A 16,585-nucleotide genomic window follows, 5' to 3' on the forward strand; every position below is an offset into this window, starting at 1 on the left:
CGGCCGGCATGACCACCACCGCTGACCAGTCGCTCTGGCTCGCCGCGCTCCCGGCCACGGCCCGTCCCCCGCTGACCGGCGCGCACTCGTTCGACGTGGCCGTGGTCGGCGGCGGCATCACGGGCCTCACCACCGCGTTGCTGCTCAAGCGCCGCGGCCTGCGCGTCGTCGTGCTGGAGGCCGACCGGGTCGCGTCGGGTGTGTCCGGCAACAACACCGCCAAGGTCACCGCGCTGCAGTCCACCGTGTACTCGCAGATCCGGAGCGCGCACGGCCTGGCCGCGGCGACCGACTACGCCACGGCGTCCCTCGCGGCCGTGGCCCAGGTCGCCGAACTGGCCAAGGGGATCTCCTGCGACCTGCGCCGCGCACCGGCCGTCACGTACGCCTACACCGAGTCCGAGGTGCGCGACGTCGACCACGAACTCATCGCCGCCCGCCAGGTCGGGCTCCCGGTCAAGGCGATCGGCGACGTCGACCTGCCGTTCGAGGTGCACGCGGCCGTTCGGCTGGACGACCAGATCGCATTGCACCCGGTGAAGTACCTGCGGGGTCTGGCCGAGGCGATCGACGGCGACGGCAGCCTGGTGTGCGAACACAGCCGCGTGCTCGACGTGAGCGGGCACCGCGTGTCCACGGCGGACGGTCACGTCACCGCCGAGAAGATCGTGATCGCCACGCACTACCCGACGCTGGACCGCGGCCTGTACTTCCCCCGCCTGGAACTCACCCGCGCCTACTGCGTCGCGGCCCGCGTCAGCACACCGCCGCAAGCACTCGCGATCAGCACCGGCAGCCCGTCGTGGTCCATCTCGGCACACGAGGACAAGCTGATCCTCGCAGGCCAGAGCCACCCGACCGGCAAACCCGTGGTGGAACCGTTCCGCCGCCTGGAGGACTTCGCCCGCAAGCACTGGCAGGTCGAGGAGATCACCCACCGCTGGTCGGCGCAGGACCCGACGTCCTACGACCACCTGCCGATGATCGGGAGCTACACGCCGGGCAACACCACCCTGTTCACCGCCACCGGCTACATGAAGTGGGGCCTGACCAGCGGCACGTTCGCCGCGGCACTGCTCGCGGACCTGGTCACGGGCAAGCCGAACGACCTGGCCGAGCGGTTCAGCCCGCACCGGGTGTCGCTGAAGTCGTTGCCCACGCTGATGAAGAAGAACGCCGAGGTCGCGCTGGAGATGGTCGGCGACCGCGTGCTGCCGGCCGACGCCACCTCCAGCGAGAACCTGCCGCGCGGCCAGGCCCACGTCGTCCGCGACGGCCTGGGCAAGATGGGCGTCTACCGCGACGACGACGGTGACCTGCACGCGGTGTCGATGCGCTGCACGCACCTCGGGTGCCTGGTGCGGTTCAACGCCGCCGAACGCAGCTGGGACTGCCCGTGCCACGGCTCGCGGTTCGACGTCGACGGCGAGGTGCTGGAGGGACCGGCGACCCGACCCCTCCCCCGCAAGGAACCGCGTTAGCTCTTGGCGACCAGCGTGAGCACGTCGTACTTCGCGACCGACTCGCCCTTCTGGTTCGCGACGTCCGCGTCCCAGCGGACCTCGCCGTACTCCTGGTCCTCGCGCGGCGTGATCTGCTTGACCGTCAAGGTCACCGTCAGCTGGTCACCGGGGAACGTGGGCGTGACGAACCGCAGGTTCTCCAGCCCGTAGTTGGCGAGCACCGGTCCGGGCTCTGGCGAGACGAAGAGTCCCGCCGCGAACGACACCACGAGGTAGCCGTGCGCGACCCGGCCGCCGAAGAACGGGTTGGCCGCGGCGGCTTCCTCGTCCATGTGCGCGTAGAACGTGTCGCCGGTGAACTCCGCGAAGTGCTCGATGTCCTCCAGCGTCACCTCGCGCGGCCCGGCCACGACCGTGTCGCCCAAGCGCAGTTCGGCGAGCGTCTTGCGGAACGGGTGCACCGCGTCCTCACGGCGAGGAGCACCCGTCACCCAGCGGTTCGTGATGGCGCTCAACGCGCGCGGGCTGCCCTGCACGGCCGTGCGCTGCATGTGGTGCAGCACGCCGCGCATGCCACCCATCTCCTCACCGCCGCCGGCCCGGCCAGGGCCGCCGTGCACGAGCATCGGCAGTGGCGAGCCGTGTCCGGTCGACTCGCCGGCGTCCTCGCGGTCCAGCACCAGCAACCGGCCGTGCCACGGCGCCACGCCGATGACGACGTCGCGCACGAAGTCCGTGTCGGCGGAGACGATCGAGCCCACCAGCGAACCGGCACCGCGCGCGGCCAGCGTCACGGCGTCGTCGATCGAGTCGTACGGCATGAGCGTCGACACCGGCCCGAACGCCTCGACCTCGTGCGGCTGCACGGCATCGGCGGCGGCGCGCAGCAGCATCGGCGACATGAACGCGCCACGTTCGGCGTCAGCGTCCACAAGGGACAGAGCACCGTCGCCGTAGACGACCGAGGCGTTCTCCCGCAACGCCTTCAGCGACCGCAGCACCTCCTCGCGCTGCTCCAGCCCGGCCAGCGCGCCCATCTTCACCGACCTGTCGGCAGGGTTTCCGATCACGACCTCGGCCAGCTTCGCCGCCACCGCCTCGCCGACCTCGTCGATCAGCGACGCGGGCACCAGCGCGCGCCGGATCGCCGTGCACTTCTGCCCGGCCTTGGTCGTCATCTCGGCCACCAGCTGACCGACGAACAGGTCGAACTCGGGCGTGCCGGCCACCGCGTCCGGGCCGAGGATCGAGCAGTTCAGCGAGTCGGCCTCGGCGTTGAACCGCACCGACGACCGGATCACGGCCTGGTGCGTGCGCAGGTGCTGGGCCGTGGACGCGGAGCCGGTGAACCCGACCAGGTCCTGCTCGGTCAGGTGGTCCAGCAGGTCGCCCGCCGAGCCGCAGACCAGTTGCAGCGACCCCTCGGGCAGCAGCCCGGAGGCGAGCATCAGCTCGACCATCTTCTCGGTCACGTACGCCGTCTGGGACGCGGGCTTGATCAGCGACGGCACCCCGGCGATGAACGCGGGCGCGAACTTCTCGAGCGGCCCCCACATGGGGAAGTTGAAGGCGTTGATCTGCACCGCGACACCGTGCAGCGGCGTGCAGATGTGCTGGCCGACGAACGTGCCGCCCCGCCCGAGCGGTTCGACGGGCCCGTCGACGTAGACCTTGTCGTTCGGCAGCTCGCGCTTGGCCTTGGACGCGTAGCCGAGCAGCACGCCGAAGCCGCCGTCGATGTCGATCCACGAGTCGGATCTCGTCGCCCCGGACCGCGCGGACAGCGCGTACAGCTCGGCCTTGTGCTCCTTCAGGTACAGCCCGAGAGCCTTCAGCAGCTGCGCGCGCTGGTGGAAGGTGAGCTCGCGCAACGCGGGCCCGCCGACCTCGCGCCCGTACCGCAGCGCCGCCCCCATGTCGACGCCCGCCGACGAGATCCGCGCGATCTCCTCGCCCGTCACGGCGTCGTGCAACGGCGCGCCCTCCACCGAAGGCGTGTGCCACCCACCCGACACGTAGCTGCGCAGCAAGCTCATCGAGCCAACCCTTCTCGCTGGGCGCTGGATCTTCAGCGACCCGACCACCAGGCAACGTATCAGGGGCGGCGGAGGGTGGCGCAGCGCTCAGCGGCGCTCAGCGCGTTCCGAAGTTCTGCGTCCAGTAGTGGCCGTACCGGGTGTTCTGCCGGTGCTGGGCGTCGTCCACAGCGCGGCCGGGGCCGAGGTCGGCCGCACCGCACGGAACAGGGCCGGATCGGATCGCCCGCGCTTCCGGGAGTCCCGGCAGGTACGCGAGGGCGGCAGGGTTCCAACTCCAGCACCGCATCGCGCGCGAGCTGGTCCGCCTCATTCCACCGTCCACTGCGGACCAATCCTCTCCTGGCACAGCGGCTCGCGAAAAGCGTTCAGGCGGGCGACCTGGCATGATAATTCGTATTACAGCCTTGTTTCGTCGCATCTTCGGCTCTACGGTCCGAAATACCCCGGAGTCCTCGACGCGAAGGAGCGCCCCATGCCACCGAACCGCCGTCAACTGTTACTGGGCACGGCGGGAGCGGCCTTGCTGACGGGAGTCGCGCCTGCCGTCGCGGCGCCGGCGGGCTTCCCGGACTACCGGTATCGCAGGCTCGCACTCGTCAAGAGCAAGCTTCGCTACAACCCGACCAACGAATTGATCTTTCCCACCATTCGCGGCACAAAAGATCGGATCTCCGGCGCACTCGCGGCCTACTACCTCTACTACGCGCCCCACGACGCACCGGGCGGAATCTGCCTGGCTTACGCGAACTCACTGGAGGAGGAGTTCACCGAGTACGCCGGCAACCCGATCATTTCGCGGAACTGGCCCGGCGAGTACAGCGTGTCCCACGTGTCCTCGCCGCACGCGATGTGGAACGACGACGTCAAGCGCATGTACCTGTACTTCCACGGCGAGAACACCGTGACCCGGCTCGCCAGCTCCGCCGACGGCATCCACTTCTCCTACGAGAAGGAGGTCCTGTCCACGCGCCTGCAGCCCGCGGGCACCACCGAGACCTCCTACGCGAGGGTGTTCCGGCACGACCTGCCGTCGCGCAACGCCCGGTACGTGATGGTGTTCATGATCAACAACAGCACGAACCGCCGGGACATCGGCTGGGGCTGGTCTCCCAACGCCCGCGACTGGACGTTCGCCCAGACCCCGCTCGTCCGGCACCAGGACGTGGGCGCGGTCAACGTCGGCGGGCCACACCTGTTGTTCCGCAACAACAGCGTCTACGTCGTCTACAACACCGACATCGGCAGCGGCGGCAACATCCTCATCACCGAGGTGGGCGCCGACTTCAGCAAGCGCAACCACCTGGGCGTCTTCCACGACTCGCTGTCCGGATCACCGGACAACGGCAGGGCGGCCGCACCCTCGTTCGGCACCTACCAGGGCCGGGAGTACATGATCTACGAGGCCGGGGACCGGCTGGCGGGCAACATCGCCATCGCGCGGGCGATCTGACCTACCGGAACAGGGCGGCGCAGTGCTCGGCGAACGCTTGCGCGCGGCGCGTCAACGGCCCACTCGCCCAGCCGAGCACCACGGGTGTGGTGGGCACGTTGTCGCGCAACGGCAGTGCCAGCACCTCCAGCCCTTCGTACGACCGGGCCAGCGCCGGTTGCTGCACGGTCATCGAATAACCGATGCCGCGCGCCACCAGCGACCGGGCCAGCTCGAAGCTGCGCGCCCGATGCGTCACGACCATCTCGACGCCCGCGGCAGCGAAGACCGAACGGAAGTAGCGCTCGCTCGGCGGCACGTCGAGCAGCACGAACGGATCACCGGCCAGCTCGCTCAACGCCACCGCACGCCGCCGTCGCAACCGATGATCGGCGGGCAGCAGGACCCTGGGCGGCTGGTCGTACAACGTCCGGGTCTCGATGCCGGGCACCAGGTCCTGGTCGTAGAGGAACGCGATCTCGCACCGCCCGGAGATCAGGTCCTCCCCGATCTCCGGCAGGCTCCCCTCCACGAACCGGACGGACACCTCCGGATGCGCCCGCTCGAACGTCGCGATCGCCGCAGGCAGGTGGAACGGCGCGATCGGCGCGTAACAGCCCACGGTCAGCACACCGCTCACGGTCGAACTGAGTCCGCGCGCCTCGACCCCGAGATCCCCCATCGCCCCGACGACCCGCCGAGCGTCCGCCAGCACCTGCGTACCCGCCGACGTCAACGCGGCACCCCGGCGCGGCGACCGGACGACCAGTCGCAGGTCCAGCACCCGTTCCAACTCGGTCAACGCCAGCGAGATCGCGCCCTGCGAGACGTGGCAACGCGACGCGGCGGACGTCAGCGAGCCCGTCTCGGCCACCGCGATCAGGTATTCGAGCTGCCGCACCGTCACGTTGGGCAGATTCATGAGCTGAGCTTATAACTGACCGAAGAAACGTGAACTGGTCAAAAGAGTCGGTCCCAGGCATCGTCCGAACGGTGACCCGACCGCACCGCCACCCGTTCATCCCGTACACACCGCCCCGGCTGCCGATCGAGGACGGACTCGACCACGGCAGGGCGTTCCACCGCCTGCTCGACGAGCGGAGGTCCGTGCGCTGGTTCTCCCCCGACCCGGTCCCGAAGGAAGCGATCGAACTGGCGGTCCAAGCCGCCAACACCGCCCCGAGCGGCGCGCATCAGCAGCCGTGGCGGTTCGTCGCCACCCAGGACCCGGAGCTCAAGCGCCGCATCCGGGCAGCCGCCGAGGAAGAGGAACGCCGCTTCTACCACGAACGCGAGATCCCGGACTGGCACGCGGCGCTCGCCCGGCTGGAGACCGACGCGGACAAGGAGTTCCTGGAGGTCGCGCCCTGGTTGGTGGTCGCGTTCGCGCAGAAGCAGCAGGACGGCAAGAAGACCTACTACACCAACGAAAGCGTCGGAATCGCCTGCGGGTTCTTCATCGCGGCACTGCACTCGATGGGCCTCGCGACGCTCACGCACACCCCGAACCCGATGACGTTCCTGACCGATCTGCTGGGGCGTGAAGGCGAACGGCCGTACATCCTGTTCCCGATCGGCTATCCGGCCGACGACTGCGAGGTGCCGGACCTCCGCCGCAAACCGCTCACCGAAGCACTCACGTTCGCCGACGGACTTGCCTGATTCCCCCACTGGCGGGGAGCATCAAGCTCGTGGACGAACTACGCGCGTTGCTGGCGAAGCACGCCAGGCCCGACATGAGCACCATCATCGAGGACGTCCTGGTCTCCAGGACCACGCTGGGCGGGCCGCCCACGCCGTCGATGTCCGGCACGATCCTCGCGTTCGTCGCCCAGGGCCGCAAACGGATCGCGTTAGGTGAGCGCGTCTACGACTACCGGGCCGGCCAGTACCTGGTGGCCTCGGTCGACATGCCGATCACCGGCAACTACGTCGACATCAGCCCCTCCGAGCCCGCGCTCGGCATCGGCCTCGTCCTCAAGCCGGACAAGGTCGCCGAACTGCTCCTCACCAACGATCTCCCGAAACCCGCGGGCACCCCGGAGGGCCTGGCCGTCAGCGACGCGAGCCCGGAGCTGATCGACGCCGTCACGAGGCTCGCGCGCCTGCTCGACCAACCACGCGACGCGCGAGCGCTGGCGCCGCTGATCAAGCAGGAGATCCTCTGGCGGGTCATGACCGGCGAGCAGGGCGCGGTGGTCCGTCAGCTCGGCACCCAGGACAGCAGCCTGAGCCACATCGCCAAAGCGGTCAAATGGATCCGCGAGAACTACGCCGAGTCGTTCAAGGTCGAGAACGTCGCGCGGATCGCGGGCATGAGCGAGTCGGCGTTCTACCGCAACTTCCAGGCCGTCACGGCGATGAGCCCGATCCAGTTCCAGAAGCAGATCCGGTTGCAGGAGGCCAGGTTGCTGCTCGCGACGAACAGGGACGTGACGAGCGTCAGCCACCGAGTCGGCTACGACAGCCCGTCGCAGTTCAGCCGCGAGTACCGCCGCCAGTTCGGCGCGCCGCCCAGCCAGGACGCGAAGCTCACGCTCCAGCCCGTTCCCTGACGTTCAGGTACACCGCGCGGACCTCCAGCGTCCGTTCGACCTTCTCGATCACGGGCGCGAAGAACTGGCGCCGGTGCTCGGCGTCGCTCATCGAGATCACCGAGAAGTACATGCTGCCGAACGCCGCGAACAGCGTGGCGTTGCGCAGCATCGCCGACGGCACGCCCAGCCAAGACATGTGCGGCTGTTCCCCGATCCACAGCTCCGCGATCGCGGGCGTCACGACGATCAGGCCCAGCACCACGAAGAACGCGAACAGCGCGAGCCCGATCACCGCGGCCTGCACCAGCTGCCGGATCGCGAGCATCACCAGCAGGTTGCGCGTCTGCCGGCCGTTCAACCGCTTGGGCGGCAACGGTTCGGCGATGTCCACACCGGACAGCGGCGTGCCCTTGCAGGCGACCTGCAACACCTCGGGCCGCAGGTCCTGCTCGACGCGGCCGATCTCGTCGCGCAACCGGGCGGCCGCCGCCAGCACCGTGATCGCGGCGAACATCAGCACCACCAGGCTGACCCGAGGCCAGTGCAGCCGGTTCATCGCCTGCCACAGCTCGCCGGTGAAGAACAGGAACAGCGTCACGAACAGCATCGGCGGCAACGCCCTGCCGATCAGGTGCACGCTGTTGCGCAGGTCCGCGATCACGTGCCGGATGGCGGCCTTGAGCAGTGCGCCCAGCCCATAGGTGGTGGCCAGCATCGTCGCCACGAAGGCCACCCCGAAGAAGGCGACGAACCACAACGCGGTCACCCACCACGCCGTCTCCGGGCCCTCGGCTCCAGGTGTGGTGACCTCCTCGTTGATGGCGAGTTGCAGCGACGGCACGATCACCGGCATCGCCGCGTACGCCACCAGCAGCACCGCGGTCGTGCGCGGGGAGAAGCTCGGCAACCGTCGCGTGAACAGCGAGAGCAGGATCCACGCGGACACCATCACCGCGACGACCACGCCGAGCAGCACCCACTTCGACAGGCCCGCAGACCGCAGCAGCACCAGCCAGGCAAGGCTGCCGACCGCCACGAACGCCAGCGCCGGCAGCATCCTCGGCAGCACGTGCGACCGGAAGCCGTACCCCTCGATCATGGTCGGCGCACCCTGCCGGACGAACCACTGCTCGGTCCGCCGCACGACCGTCTCCGAAGCCACGGCGAGGATCATGCCTCACCGTTCGAACAGGCGCGCCATGATGGAGTAGTAGTGGGTCGGCGTGATGCGGGCGAGCAGGTCGAACGCGTAGGCGTCCGGCCCGACGAGCACCCGCGCCTTCCCGCGTTCGACACCGCGGTGGATGACCTCGGCGGCCTTGTCCGGGGTGGTCAGGGCGATCTTGTCGAAGTCAGCGGCGATCTGCTCCAGCGACCGGCCCTGCTCGTCGAGCTCGGTGTGGAAGCGTCCCTTGCGGACGATGTTGGTCTTGATGCCGCCGGGGTGCACGGCGACGGCGGAGACTCCGGTGCCGCGCAGTTCCTGGCGCAGCGAGTCGGTGAACCCGCGCACGGCGAACTTCGCGGCGCAGTAGGCGCTCTGGTTCGGCATGCCGCACAGCCCGAACACGCTGGAGGTGTTCACGATGACGCCGTAGTTCTGCTTGACCAGCAACGGCAGGAACGCCCGCGTGCCGTTCACGACACCCCAGTAGTTGATGTCGAACAGCCAGGAGTCGTCCTCCGCCACGGAGTTCAGCACGCTCGTGGAGGTGGCGACGCCCGCGTTGTTGAACACCGCCGCGAGCGGAAGGTCCAGCCAGGCCCGCACCTCCTCGGCGAACCGCCGCACGTCGTCGGCGTCGCGCACGTCGAGCACCCGGCTGAGCACGGGCCCGCTGAGCGAGGAGGCCGTCTTCTCCAGCTCGATCTCGTCGACGTCGGCGATGATCACCGGAGAACCGTGCCGCGACAACCTCTGCGCGAGGCTGCGGCCGATTCCCGAGGCCGCCCCGGTGATCACGGCCGGACGTCCTGAGATCCTGCGGACCATGCGCGTGCTCCTGTCGTCGAGGGCGGCGGAGCCCCAACGTTAGCGGCGCAGTTCGGGGAACTGGTCGTCCCGCCACTCCCCTGTTCCGTCGACGCCCTCCTCCTCGCGGGTGCGCAGGTCGACGCGCCGGATCTTGCCCGACACCGTCTTGGGCAGCTCGAAGAACTCCAGCCGCCGGATCCGCTGGAAAGGCGCCAGGTGCTCGCGGGCGTGCCGCAGGATCTCCAGCGCCGTTTCGCGGTTCGGCTCCCAGCCAGCACTCAGTGCCACGTACGCCTTGGGCACGGCGAGCCGCAGCGGGTCCGGAGCAGGCACGACCGCGGCCTCGGTGACCGCGGGGTGCTCGATCAGCACGCTCTCCAGCTCGAACGGCGAGATCTTGTAGTCCGACGCCTTGAACACGTCGTCCGTGCGTCCGATGTAGAACAGGTAGCCGTCGTCGTCGCGGCTCGCGATGTCACCGGTGTGGTAGTAACCGCCGGCCATCGCGTCGGCGTTGCGTTCGTCGTCGCCGTGGTAGCCGACCATCAAAGACATCGGCCGTTGCGCGAGGTCGATGCAGATCTCGCCCTCCTGGGCCAGTTCGCCCGTGATCGGGTCGACCAGCACGACCGGAACGCCCTGCAACGGCCGTCCCATCGAACCGAGCTTCACCGGAGCACCGGGGACGTTGCCGACCGACAGCGTCGTCTCGGTCTGGCCGAACCCGTCTCGGATCGTGAGACCCCACTGCTTCTGGACCTGCTCGATCACCTCGGGGTTGAGCGGCTCACCGGCGGCCACGACCTCGCGCAACCCGCCCGGCCCGCCGCTGAGGTCGGCCTTGATCAGCATCCGCCACACCGTCGGCGGCGCGCAGAACGTGCTGACGTTCTTCGCGCGGATCTGGCCGAGCAACGCGGCCGCGTCGAACCGGGCGTAGTTGTAGACGAAGATCGTCGCTTCGGCGATCCACGGCGCGAAGAAGCAGCTCCAGGCGTGCTTGGCCCAGCCGGGCGAACTGATGTTGAGGTGCACGTCGCCGGGCTTCACGCCGATCCAGTGCATGGTCGTGAGGTGCCCGACCGGGTACGAGGCCTGGGTGTGCTCGACGAGCTTGGGACGGCTGGTCGTGCCGGAGGTGAAGTAGAGCAGCAGCCGGTCGTCCGCCGTGGTCTTCGGGTGTGGCAACGGGATGCCGGGAGCCTCGGCGGTCTCGGCGAAGTCCAGCGGGCCCGTGCCGCCGACCGTGATCACCACAGGTCCGTCGGAGAACTTGGCGGCGTCCTCGGCCCGTGCGATGACGTGCCGCACCGAACCCCGCTGCAACCGGTCCGCGAGATCGGCGGGCCCCAGCGCGGTGGTCGTCGGCATGATCACCGCGCCGAGCTTCATCACCGCGAGCATCGACTCCCACAGCTCGATCTGGTTGCCCAGCATGATCATCACGCTGTCGCCGCGACCGACGCCCTGCCGCGCGAGCCAGTGCGCGACGCTGTTCGACCGGCGGCGCAGCTCGTCGAACGAGTAGGCGCGCTCGGAGCCGTCCTCCTCGACGATGTGCAACGCCGTGGCGGTGTTGCCCTCCGCGATGACGTCGAACCAGTCGTGCGCCCAGTTGAAGCTGCCGTCGAAGCTCGGCCAGGTGAACGCGTCGGGGTCCGTGAGCATCAGGTCGCGGGCCGCGCGGTAGATGTCGTGACTGGACATGACGCAGAGGGTGGGAGGGCCGAGGGCCGCAGGGATACCCCCGAACGGGGGTGTACCCCTTTTCGAGGGTGTCGCCGTCGGCGAAACTGCTCGACGTGCTGCCAGACCGTTTTCAGGCAATGCTGCCGCAGCGCCTGGACATGCTCCGCCGAGCCACCGGACTGCCCGTCGTGTTCGGTGGAGCGTTGACGCCCGGCCACGAGCTGCTGCTGAGCAGTTTCCTCGGCACGCACGGCTCCTCGTTGCACGGACTGCGCGTCGGCACCGGCCGGGGCCTGGGCGGCACCGCGATCGCGATGGGCACCGCGGTCCGCGTCAACGACTACGCCACGACCAGGGCGATCACCCACGAGTTCGATCAGATGGTGGTGGTGAACGAACGCCTGACCTCGGTGTTCGCCTACCCGGTGACCGTGCGGGGCACCGTTCGCGGCGTCCTCTACGGGGCCGTGCGCGGGCAGACGACAGTGGGTGACCGGGCGATCAGGATGGCCGGCGCCATCGCGCAGGGATTCGCACAGGACCTGGACATGCCTTCCCAGCAGAATCAGACACTGCACACGCAGGCCGCACTCCGCGAGCTCGCCGAGGTCGCCAAGCTCGTCGGCGATCCCGTGCTGCGCGAACGACTCCGCAAGGTGCACCAGAACCTCGGCGGCGAACCACCCGTCAGCGTCCCCAGCGGCCTGACCCCGCGCGAACTCGATACGCTTCGGCTGGCCGCGGTCGGTGCGTCCAACCGGGAGATCGCCGCCGAGCTCGGGCTGAGCACCGAAACCGTCAAGGCCTACCTCCGGGGCGCGATGCGCAAACTGGGGGTGCACAACAGAACCGCCGCCGTCCACGCGGCGAGGTCGACGGGAGCACTCTGAATGTCCTGGCAGGAAAAGGCCGTTGTCGGCACCGACCGCCTGCTCTACAAGCTGACCGGTGGCAAGGTCGGTCTCGTCTCGTTCAGCAGGCAGACCGGCCTCACGCTGATCACCGTCGGCGCCAAGTCCGGTGAGCGCCGCGAGAACCAGGTCCAGTACGTGGCCGACGGCGACGCGATGCTGGTCGTCGGGTCGAACTGGGGCAAGCCCCAGCACCCCGCCTGGACCACGAACCTGCTGAAGAACCCGGACATCCAGGTGAACGTGCGCGGCGACGTCCGCGACGTGCGGGGCACGTTGCTGGAAGGCGCCGAGCGAGAGGCCGCCTGGACCAGGATGGTGGCGGCCTATCCCCCGTTCCAGGACTACGTGGAGCGGTCAGGCGGCCGCGAGCTGCGGGTCTTTCGCCTCACTGCGCGCTGAGTCCCACGCCAGCCACACGCAGCCGACGATCATGAGCACGCCGTGGGCGATCCGCACCGCCGGCGGCGTGAAGAACTGCGGCAGGAACAACGCGAACCCGGCCGCGAACACGATCGCCGCCGTGGTGCGGAGCTTCAGCGCGACCATGATCGCCGCGACGCCCATGGTGACGAGCCCGATCGCGAAAGTCGTGACGGCGAACGGGTTGTAGCGCACGGCCTCGGCCAGTTCGAGGACGTTCGGCTGGGCGGCGATCGCGTGCAGGCCGAAGTCCTCGGCGCCGTAGTACGGCAGCGTGAGGCCCGCTCCGACCCAGAACGTGATCGCGGCCGTGCGGTGGATCTCCAGCAACGCGATCGGCACGAGGATGAAGCCGATCATCGCGAACAGGTGCGACAGCACCCACGCGGTCGAGCCCATCGAGGCCGCGGCGCCCGCTGCCGTCGTTTCGTCGTGCCACGGTCTCAACGCCGGGTACAGCAGGAAGAGCAGGCCCGCGGCGGTCAGCGTCCACTTCATGATTGTCCCCTGAGATCGTCGAGATACATCCGGACGAGCTGGTCGTAGGTGTCGTCGAGCCCTTCCGGCAGGCCGAAGCCGCCGCTGGACTCGATCGACGCGAAGCCGTGCACGATCACCCGCAGCCGTCGCGTGGCGTGGATGGCGTCCGAGCCCTCCAGGCCGTAGCTCCGCAACGTCGCGAGGATGAGTTCCATGAACTTGAGACCGGCCTCCCGCTGCAGTTCGTCGTGCAGCGGATCCATCGGCGCGGCCAGATAGCGCTTCGGATGTTCCTGCACGTACGCGCGGTACGCGTGCATGAGCGACCGGACGGCGTCGTCCCCCGCCCTGCCGACAACGGCCTGGGTGAACCGGGCTGTCATCTCCTCCGTCACTCGCACGCCGACGTGGCTCTTGAGCTCGCCGAGGCTTGCGATGTGCTTGTACAGCGAGGGCGTGGCGACACCGGTTCTGGCGGCGACGGCGGCGAGCGTCAGCGCCTCGACGCCGTGCTCGTCGACCAGTTCCAGTGCTGCGTCCACGACCTTGGCGGTGGTGAGACGGTGGCGAACAACCATAGCCCAAAAGCTAACGTCATTAGCCGGTGGAGTCAAGCGAAGGTTTTGTGGAGATCTTGTGGAACCTCGGCGCGAGCGGCCCGTCCCCGGATATGAATGGCAGGTCACTCGCATCGGCAAGGAGAAAGCATTGCGATTAGCCAAGATCCTGGGGGCGGTCACCGCGAGCGCGCTGTTCGCGTCGACCATCGCGGCTGCGCCGGCCACGGCCGGACCGACGACCACGATCGACCCGAGCACCGTCAAGGAGTCGATCGAGTACCTGGTGCAGACCTACCGCATCAGCGAGCGGGAGGCGTTGCGCCGGCTGGAACTCCAGAACAACGCCGCCGAGCTCGAAAAGCGACTGAAGAGCGAGGCCGTCGGTGAGTACGGCGGCATGTGGATCGACCAGGAGGCGGGCGGCAAGCTCGTCGTCGCGATGACGAAGCCCGCTGCCGCGCAACGACACATCGCCTCGTTGCCCGACCGCGCGAACGTCAGCGTCCGCACGGTCAAGAACTCCCTGGCCACGCTTCAGGCCACCTACGACCGGATCAGCGGCCAGGTCGGCGCCAAGGCGGAGTCGGTGTACCTGCCGGCCGTCAGCCAGACCGAGAACAAGGTCGTCGTCTGGGAACGCGCCTGGCTCAAGAAGCCCGGGATCGCCGCGCAGGCGGAGCCGCGCACGTTCGACGCCGACCCGAGCCTGGTCTCGGCCCGCACGCTGCAGAAGCCGACCCCGTACTCGGCCGACCCGATCGACTGGGGTTTCTGCCACCCGCTGTACTGCACGAACTACGGCCCCATGCGCGGCGGTCTGCGCCTGGACATGAGGCGCGACAACGGCACCACCGGTGGCTGCACCAGCGCGTTCAACCTGCGCACGACCGGCGGCGCGTTCCCGGGAGTGCCGTGGGTGCTGACCGCGGGCCACTGCATGGCGACCAAGACGAACAACGTGCCGACCGAGCACAACCGCGAGGTGATCCTCAACCAGCACGGCATCGAGAAGAACTTCTACCCCTACGACTACGCCGCCCTGCGGTACGTCGACACGGCCACCGCGAACAGGTGGCTGGAGAGCCAGACCAACCGCAACATGGTGCTCAAGTACTGCCGCAACGGCGGTCTGGACAGCAACGGCGACACCCCGTGCGGCCCGCAGGCGACCTCCCAGAACCAGGAGATCACCTCGGTCACGCCGCTGGCGCAGGTCCTGACCGGCGCGGTCGTGTGCTCCTCGGGTTCCGGTGCCAGCTCGGTGAACTACCCGGACTCCTACGACAGCGGCCCCGGCGCGGACTACCTCGTCGGCACGCGGTGCGGCCGGGTCCTCTCGACCGACGTCGGCATCAACACCGACCTGTGCTCGCGCAACGGTGACAGCGGCAGCCCGCTGTTCAGCCAGGTGAACAAGGCGGCCCTGGGCATCCTGGAGGGCAGCCAGCAGGCCCGCAGCGGCCCGTGCCAGCTGGGCGAGCTGACCGACTACGTCCCGATCTCGACGATCCTCGAAGACCTCAGCGCCCGCCAGGCGAGCGGCGGTTCGGTCTTCAACGTGATCACGACCCCGCAGGGCTGATGCCCGCAGTCTCCGGAGGGACCGGTTCGGCCCCTCCGGAGACACACCTTCACGTTAAGCAGCCTTAAATCCACTGGTAGCGGGCCAGATCTCCTGAGAGCGCTCTCATCTGACAAATTCGTGAAAACCTTTACACGTTGACCGAGAGTCACAGCGCGACAACACTTCCGAACCACTGGGCGCACAACTAACACCCGGAAAGGTCGGTTCGATGCAGCGACGCATCGGGACGGCCCTTGCCGCTGCCTTGATGGTTGCCGCAGGGATCACCGTCGCCACCACCAGCCAAGCTCCCCCTGCCAACGCGGCGGTGACCTGGGCCGACGAGTTCAACGCACCCGCCGGTTCAGGTGTCGACGGCGGCAAGTGGAACATGGAAGTGGGCAACAACAACGGCAACAACAGGGAAAGCCAGTGGTACCAGTCGGGTACCTCCAACGCCGCGCACGACGGCCAGGGCAACCTGGTCATCACCGCCAAGCGCGAGAACCCCGGCAACTACAACTGCTGGTACGGACGGTGTGAGTACACGTCCGCCCGCATCAACACCGCGAACAAGTTCACCCAGACCTACGGCCGGTTCGAAGCGCGGATGAAGATGCCGCGCGGCAAGGGAATCTGGCCTGCGTTCTGGATGCTGGGTGCCGACATCAACACCGGCAACCCGTGGCCGGGCTCCGGTGAGATCGACGTCATGGAGTTCCTGGGACACCAGACGAACACCGTGTACGGCACGATCCACGGCCCTGGTTACTCCGGCGCGGGCGGCAAGTCGCACGCCTACAACGGCCCGAACTTCTCCGACGGTTTCCACAACTTCGCGGTTGACTGGAAGCCCGGCGAGATCACGTGGTCGGTGGACGGCAACGTCTACGCCCGCAACACGCCGACCGACGTCAACGGCAACCCGTGGGTGTTCAACAAGCCCTTCTTCATCATCATCAACCTCGCGGTCGGTGGTGAGTGGCCGGGCTACCCCGACGGCAGCACGACGTTCCCGCAGCAGCTCGTGATCGACTGGGTCCGCGTCTCCAACGACACCCCGCCTCCCAGCGGCGGTGGCTCGGAGATCCGCGGCATCGGCGGCAAGTGCCTCGACGTGCCCTGGGCGAACACCGCCAACGGCACGCCCATCCAGATCGTCGGCTGCAACGGCAACGCCGCCCAGAAGTGGAGCCGTCCCGGTGACGGCACGATCCGCTCGCTGGGCAAGTGCCTGGACGTCAACGGTGGCGGAACCGCCAACGGCACAGTGGTCCAGCTTTGGGACTGCAACGGCTCGGCTGCCCAGCAATGGGCCGTCAGCGGGGCACAGGACATCGTGAACCCGCAGGCCAACAAGTGCCTGGACACCATCGGTGGTTCCTCGGCCGACGGCACGAAAACCCACATCTGGCAATGCCTCGGCGTTGCCAGCCAGAAGTGGCAGGTCTGAGGTCTCTCCACGTCAGGTCGCGCATGGCCTGACGAGGAGAATCACGGCGCTGGACGTGAACC

Annotated in this window: 16 protein-coding genes; 8 read left to right on the forward strand and 8 right to left on the reverse strand. The window is 68.5% G+C overall.

Annotated elements, in window-relative coordinates; all coding sequences use genetic code 11:
* Positions 1-8 precede the first annotated feature (8 nt).
* Positions 9-1,481, forward strand: a complete 1,473-nt coding sequence (locus tag ACIRG5_RS05685; protein WP_402900602.1) for an FAD-dependent oxidoreductase — start codon at positions 9-11, stop codon at positions 1,479-1,481.
* Here the strand turns inward: ACIRG5_RS05685 and paaZ are convergent.
* Positions 1,478-3,499 (reverse strand): phenylacetic acid degradation bifunctional protein PaaZ, encoded by a 2,022-nt coding sequence (gene paaZ, locus ACIRG5_RS05690; protein ID WP_319981220.1) that lies wholly within the window; start codon positions 3,497-3,499, stop codon positions 1,478-1,480. The genes ACIRG5_RS05685 and paaZ overlap by 4 nt on opposite strands.
* 97 nt (positions 3,500-3,596) lie before the next feature.
* Positions 3,597-3,812: a hypothetical protein gene (locus ACIRG5_RS05695; protein ID WP_402900605.1), complete on the reverse strand. Its 216-nt coding sequence runs from the start codon at positions 3,810-3,812 to the stop codon at positions 3,597-3,599.
* A gap of 162 nt (positions 3,813-3,974) precedes the next feature.
* Here ACIRG5_RS05695 and ACIRG5_RS05700 point away from each other — a divergent pair, with 162 nt between their 5' ends.
* Complete coding sequence (locus ACIRG5_RS05700) at positions 3,975-4,952, forward strand: hypothetical protein (RefSeq protein WP_402900608.1); 978 nt, start codon at positions 3,975-3,977, stop codon at positions 4,950-4,952.
* Position 4,953: 1 nt separating this feature from the next.
* Here ACIRG5_RS05700 and ACIRG5_RS05705 read toward each other — a convergent pair whose 3' ends face one another.
* Positions 4,954-5,853, reverse strand: coding sequence for a LysR family transcriptional regulator (locus tag ACIRG5_RS05705; RefSeq protein ID WP_402900610.1), 900 nt, complete (start codon positions 5,851-5,853; stop codon positions 4,954-4,956).
* Between the two features lie 71 nt (positions 5,854-5,924).
* Between ACIRG5_RS05705 and ACIRG5_RS05710 the strand changes: the two genes are divergently transcribed.
* Positions 5,925-6,593, forward strand: coding sequence for a nitroreductase family protein (locus tag ACIRG5_RS05710; RefSeq protein ID WP_402900613.1), 669 nt, complete (start codon positions 5,925-5,927; stop codon positions 6,591-6,593).
* Between the two features lie 29 nt (positions 6,594-6,622).
* Positions 6,623-7,486: an AraC family transcriptional regulator gene (locus ACIRG5_RS05715; protein WP_319981244.1), complete on the forward strand. Its 864-nt coding sequence runs from the start codon at positions 6,623-6,625 to the stop codon at positions 7,484-7,486.
* Here the strand turns inward: ACIRG5_RS05715 and ACIRG5_RS05720 are convergent.
* The 3 genes from ACIRG5_RS05720 to ACIRG5_RS05730 are packed head-to-tail and all read right to left on the reverse strand — an operon-like array spanning position 7,464 to position 11,150.
* Entirely contained in the window at positions 7,464-8,642 is a 1,179-nt protein-coding gene (locus ACIRG5_RS05720) for a hypothetical protein (RefSeq protein ID WP_402900617.1), read from the reverse strand. The two genes, ACIRG5_RS05715 and ACIRG5_RS05720, sit on opposite strands and share 23 nt — an antisense overlap.
* Positions 8,643-8,645: 3 nt before the next feature.
* Complete coding sequence (locus ACIRG5_RS05725) at positions 8,646-9,461, reverse strand: SDR family NAD(P)-dependent oxidoreductase (protein WP_402900620.1); 816 nt, start codon at positions 9,459-9,461, stop codon at positions 8,646-8,648.
* Positions 9,462-9,500: 39 nt separating this feature from the next.
* Positions 9,501-11,150, reverse strand: a complete 1,650-nt coding sequence (locus ACIRG5_RS05730; RefSeq protein ID WP_402900623.1) for an AMP-binding protein — start codon at positions 11,148-11,150, stop codon at positions 9,501-9,503.
* A 95-nt stretch (positions 11,151-11,245) separates the two neighbouring features.
* On the opposite strand from ACIRG5_RS05730, the gene ACIRG5_RS05735 reads away from it, so the two are divergent.
* Together ACIRG5_RS05735 and ACIRG5_RS05740 are read left to right on the forward strand one after the other, a co-directional pair.
* Complete coding sequence (locus ACIRG5_RS05735; protein ID WP_402900626.1) at positions 11,246-12,022, forward strand: LuxR C-terminal-related transcriptional regulator; 777 nt, start codon at positions 11,246-11,248, stop codon at positions 12,020-12,022.
* Positions 12,023-12,445: a nitroreductase family deazaflavin-dependent oxidoreductase gene (locus ACIRG5_RS05740; RefSeq protein WP_402900629.1), complete on the forward strand. Its 423-nt coding sequence runs from the start codon at positions 12,023-12,025 to the stop codon at positions 12,443-12,445.
* On the opposite strand, the gene ACIRG5_RS05745 is transcribed toward ACIRG5_RS05740, so the two are convergent.
* Positions 12,401-12,964 (reverse strand): hypothetical protein, encoded by a 564-nt coding sequence (locus ACIRG5_RS05745; RefSeq protein ID WP_319981250.1) that lies wholly within the window; start codon positions 12,962-12,964, stop codon positions 12,401-12,403. The genes ACIRG5_RS05740 and ACIRG5_RS05745 overlap by 45 nt on opposite strands.
* Positions 12,961-13,524, reverse strand: a complete 564-nt coding sequence (locus ACIRG5_RS05750; RefSeq protein ID WP_402900633.1) for a TetR/AcrR family transcriptional regulator — start codon at positions 13,522-13,524, stop codon at positions 12,961-12,963. Before ACIRG5_RS05750 ends, ACIRG5_RS05745 begins: the two co-directional genes overlap by 4 nt.
* A gap of 130 nt (positions 13,525-13,654) precedes the next feature.
* Here ACIRG5_RS05750 and ACIRG5_RS05755 point away from each other — a divergent pair, with 130 nt between their 5' ends.
* A complete protein-coding gene (locus tag ACIRG5_RS05755) occupies positions 13,655-15,088 on the forward strand; it encodes a trypsin-like serine protease (protein ID WP_402900636.1) in 1,434 nt (477 codons plus the stop codon).
* A 211-nt stretch (positions 15,089-15,299) separates the two neighbouring features.
* Positions 15,300-16,523, forward strand: coding sequence for a family 16 glycosylhydrolase (locus ACIRG5_RS05760; RefSeq protein WP_402900639.1), 1,224 nt, complete (start codon positions 15,300-15,302; stop codon positions 16,521-16,523).
* Positions 16,524-16,585: the final 62 nt, after the last annotated feature.

The organism is Lentzea sp. NPDC102401 (assembly GCF_044765805.1).
GTDB lineage: Bacteria > Actinomycetota > Actinomycetes > Mycobacteriales > Pseudonocardiaceae > Lentzea > Lentzea sokolovensis.

Bases quoted from the DNA above. Each gene is read 5' to 3' on its own strand.
- ACIRG5_RS05725 (WP_402900620.1), bottom strand. From the start codon at position 9,461: ATGGTCCGCAGGATCTCAGGACGTCCGGCCGTGATCACCGGGGCGGCC.
- ACIRG5_RS05760 (WP_402900639.1), top strand. From the start codon at position 15,300: ATGCAGCGACGCATCGGGACGGCCCTTGCCGCTGCCTTGATGGTTGCC.
- ACIRG5_RS05740 (WP_402900629.1), top strand. From the start codon at position 12,023: ATGTCCTGGCAGGAAAAGGCCGTTGTCGGCACCGACCGCCTGCTCTAC.
- ACIRG5_RS05685 (WP_402900602.1), top strand. From the start codon at position 9: ATGACCACCACCGCTGACCAGTCGCTCTGGCTCGCCGCGCTCCCGGCC.
- ACIRG5_RS05700 (WP_402900608.1), top strand. From the start codon at position 3,975: ATGCCACCGAACCGCCGTCAACTGTTACTGGGCACGGCGGGAGCGGCC.
- paaZ (WP_319981220.1), bottom strand. From the start codon at position 3,499: ATGAGCTTGCTGCGCAGCTACGTGTCGGGTGGGTGGCACACGCCTTCG.
- ACIRG5_RS05750 (WP_402900633.1), bottom strand. From the start codon at position 13,524: ATGGTTGTTCGCCACCGTCTCACCACCGCCAAGGTCGTGGACGCAGCA.
- ACIRG5_RS05705 (WP_402900610.1), bottom strand. From the start codon at position 5,853: ATGAATCTGCCCAACGTGACGGTGCGGCAGCTCGAATACCTGATCGCG.
- ACIRG5_RS05695 (WP_402900605.1), bottom strand. From the start codon at position 3,812: ATGAGGCGGACCAGCTCGCGCGCGATGCGGTGCTGGAGTTGGAACCCT.
- ACIRG5_RS05730 (WP_402900623.1), bottom strand. From the start codon at position 11,150: ATGTCCAGTCACGACATCTACCGCGCGGCCCGCGACCTGATGCTCACG.
- ACIRG5_RS05745 (WP_319981250.1), bottom strand. From the start codon at position 12,964: ATGAAGTGGACGCTGACCGCCGCGGGCCTGCTCTTCCTGCTGTACCCG.
- ACIRG5_RS05720 (WP_402900617.1), bottom strand. From the start codon at position 8,642: ATGATCCTCGCCGTGGCTTCGGAGACGGTCGTGCGGCGGACCGAGCAG.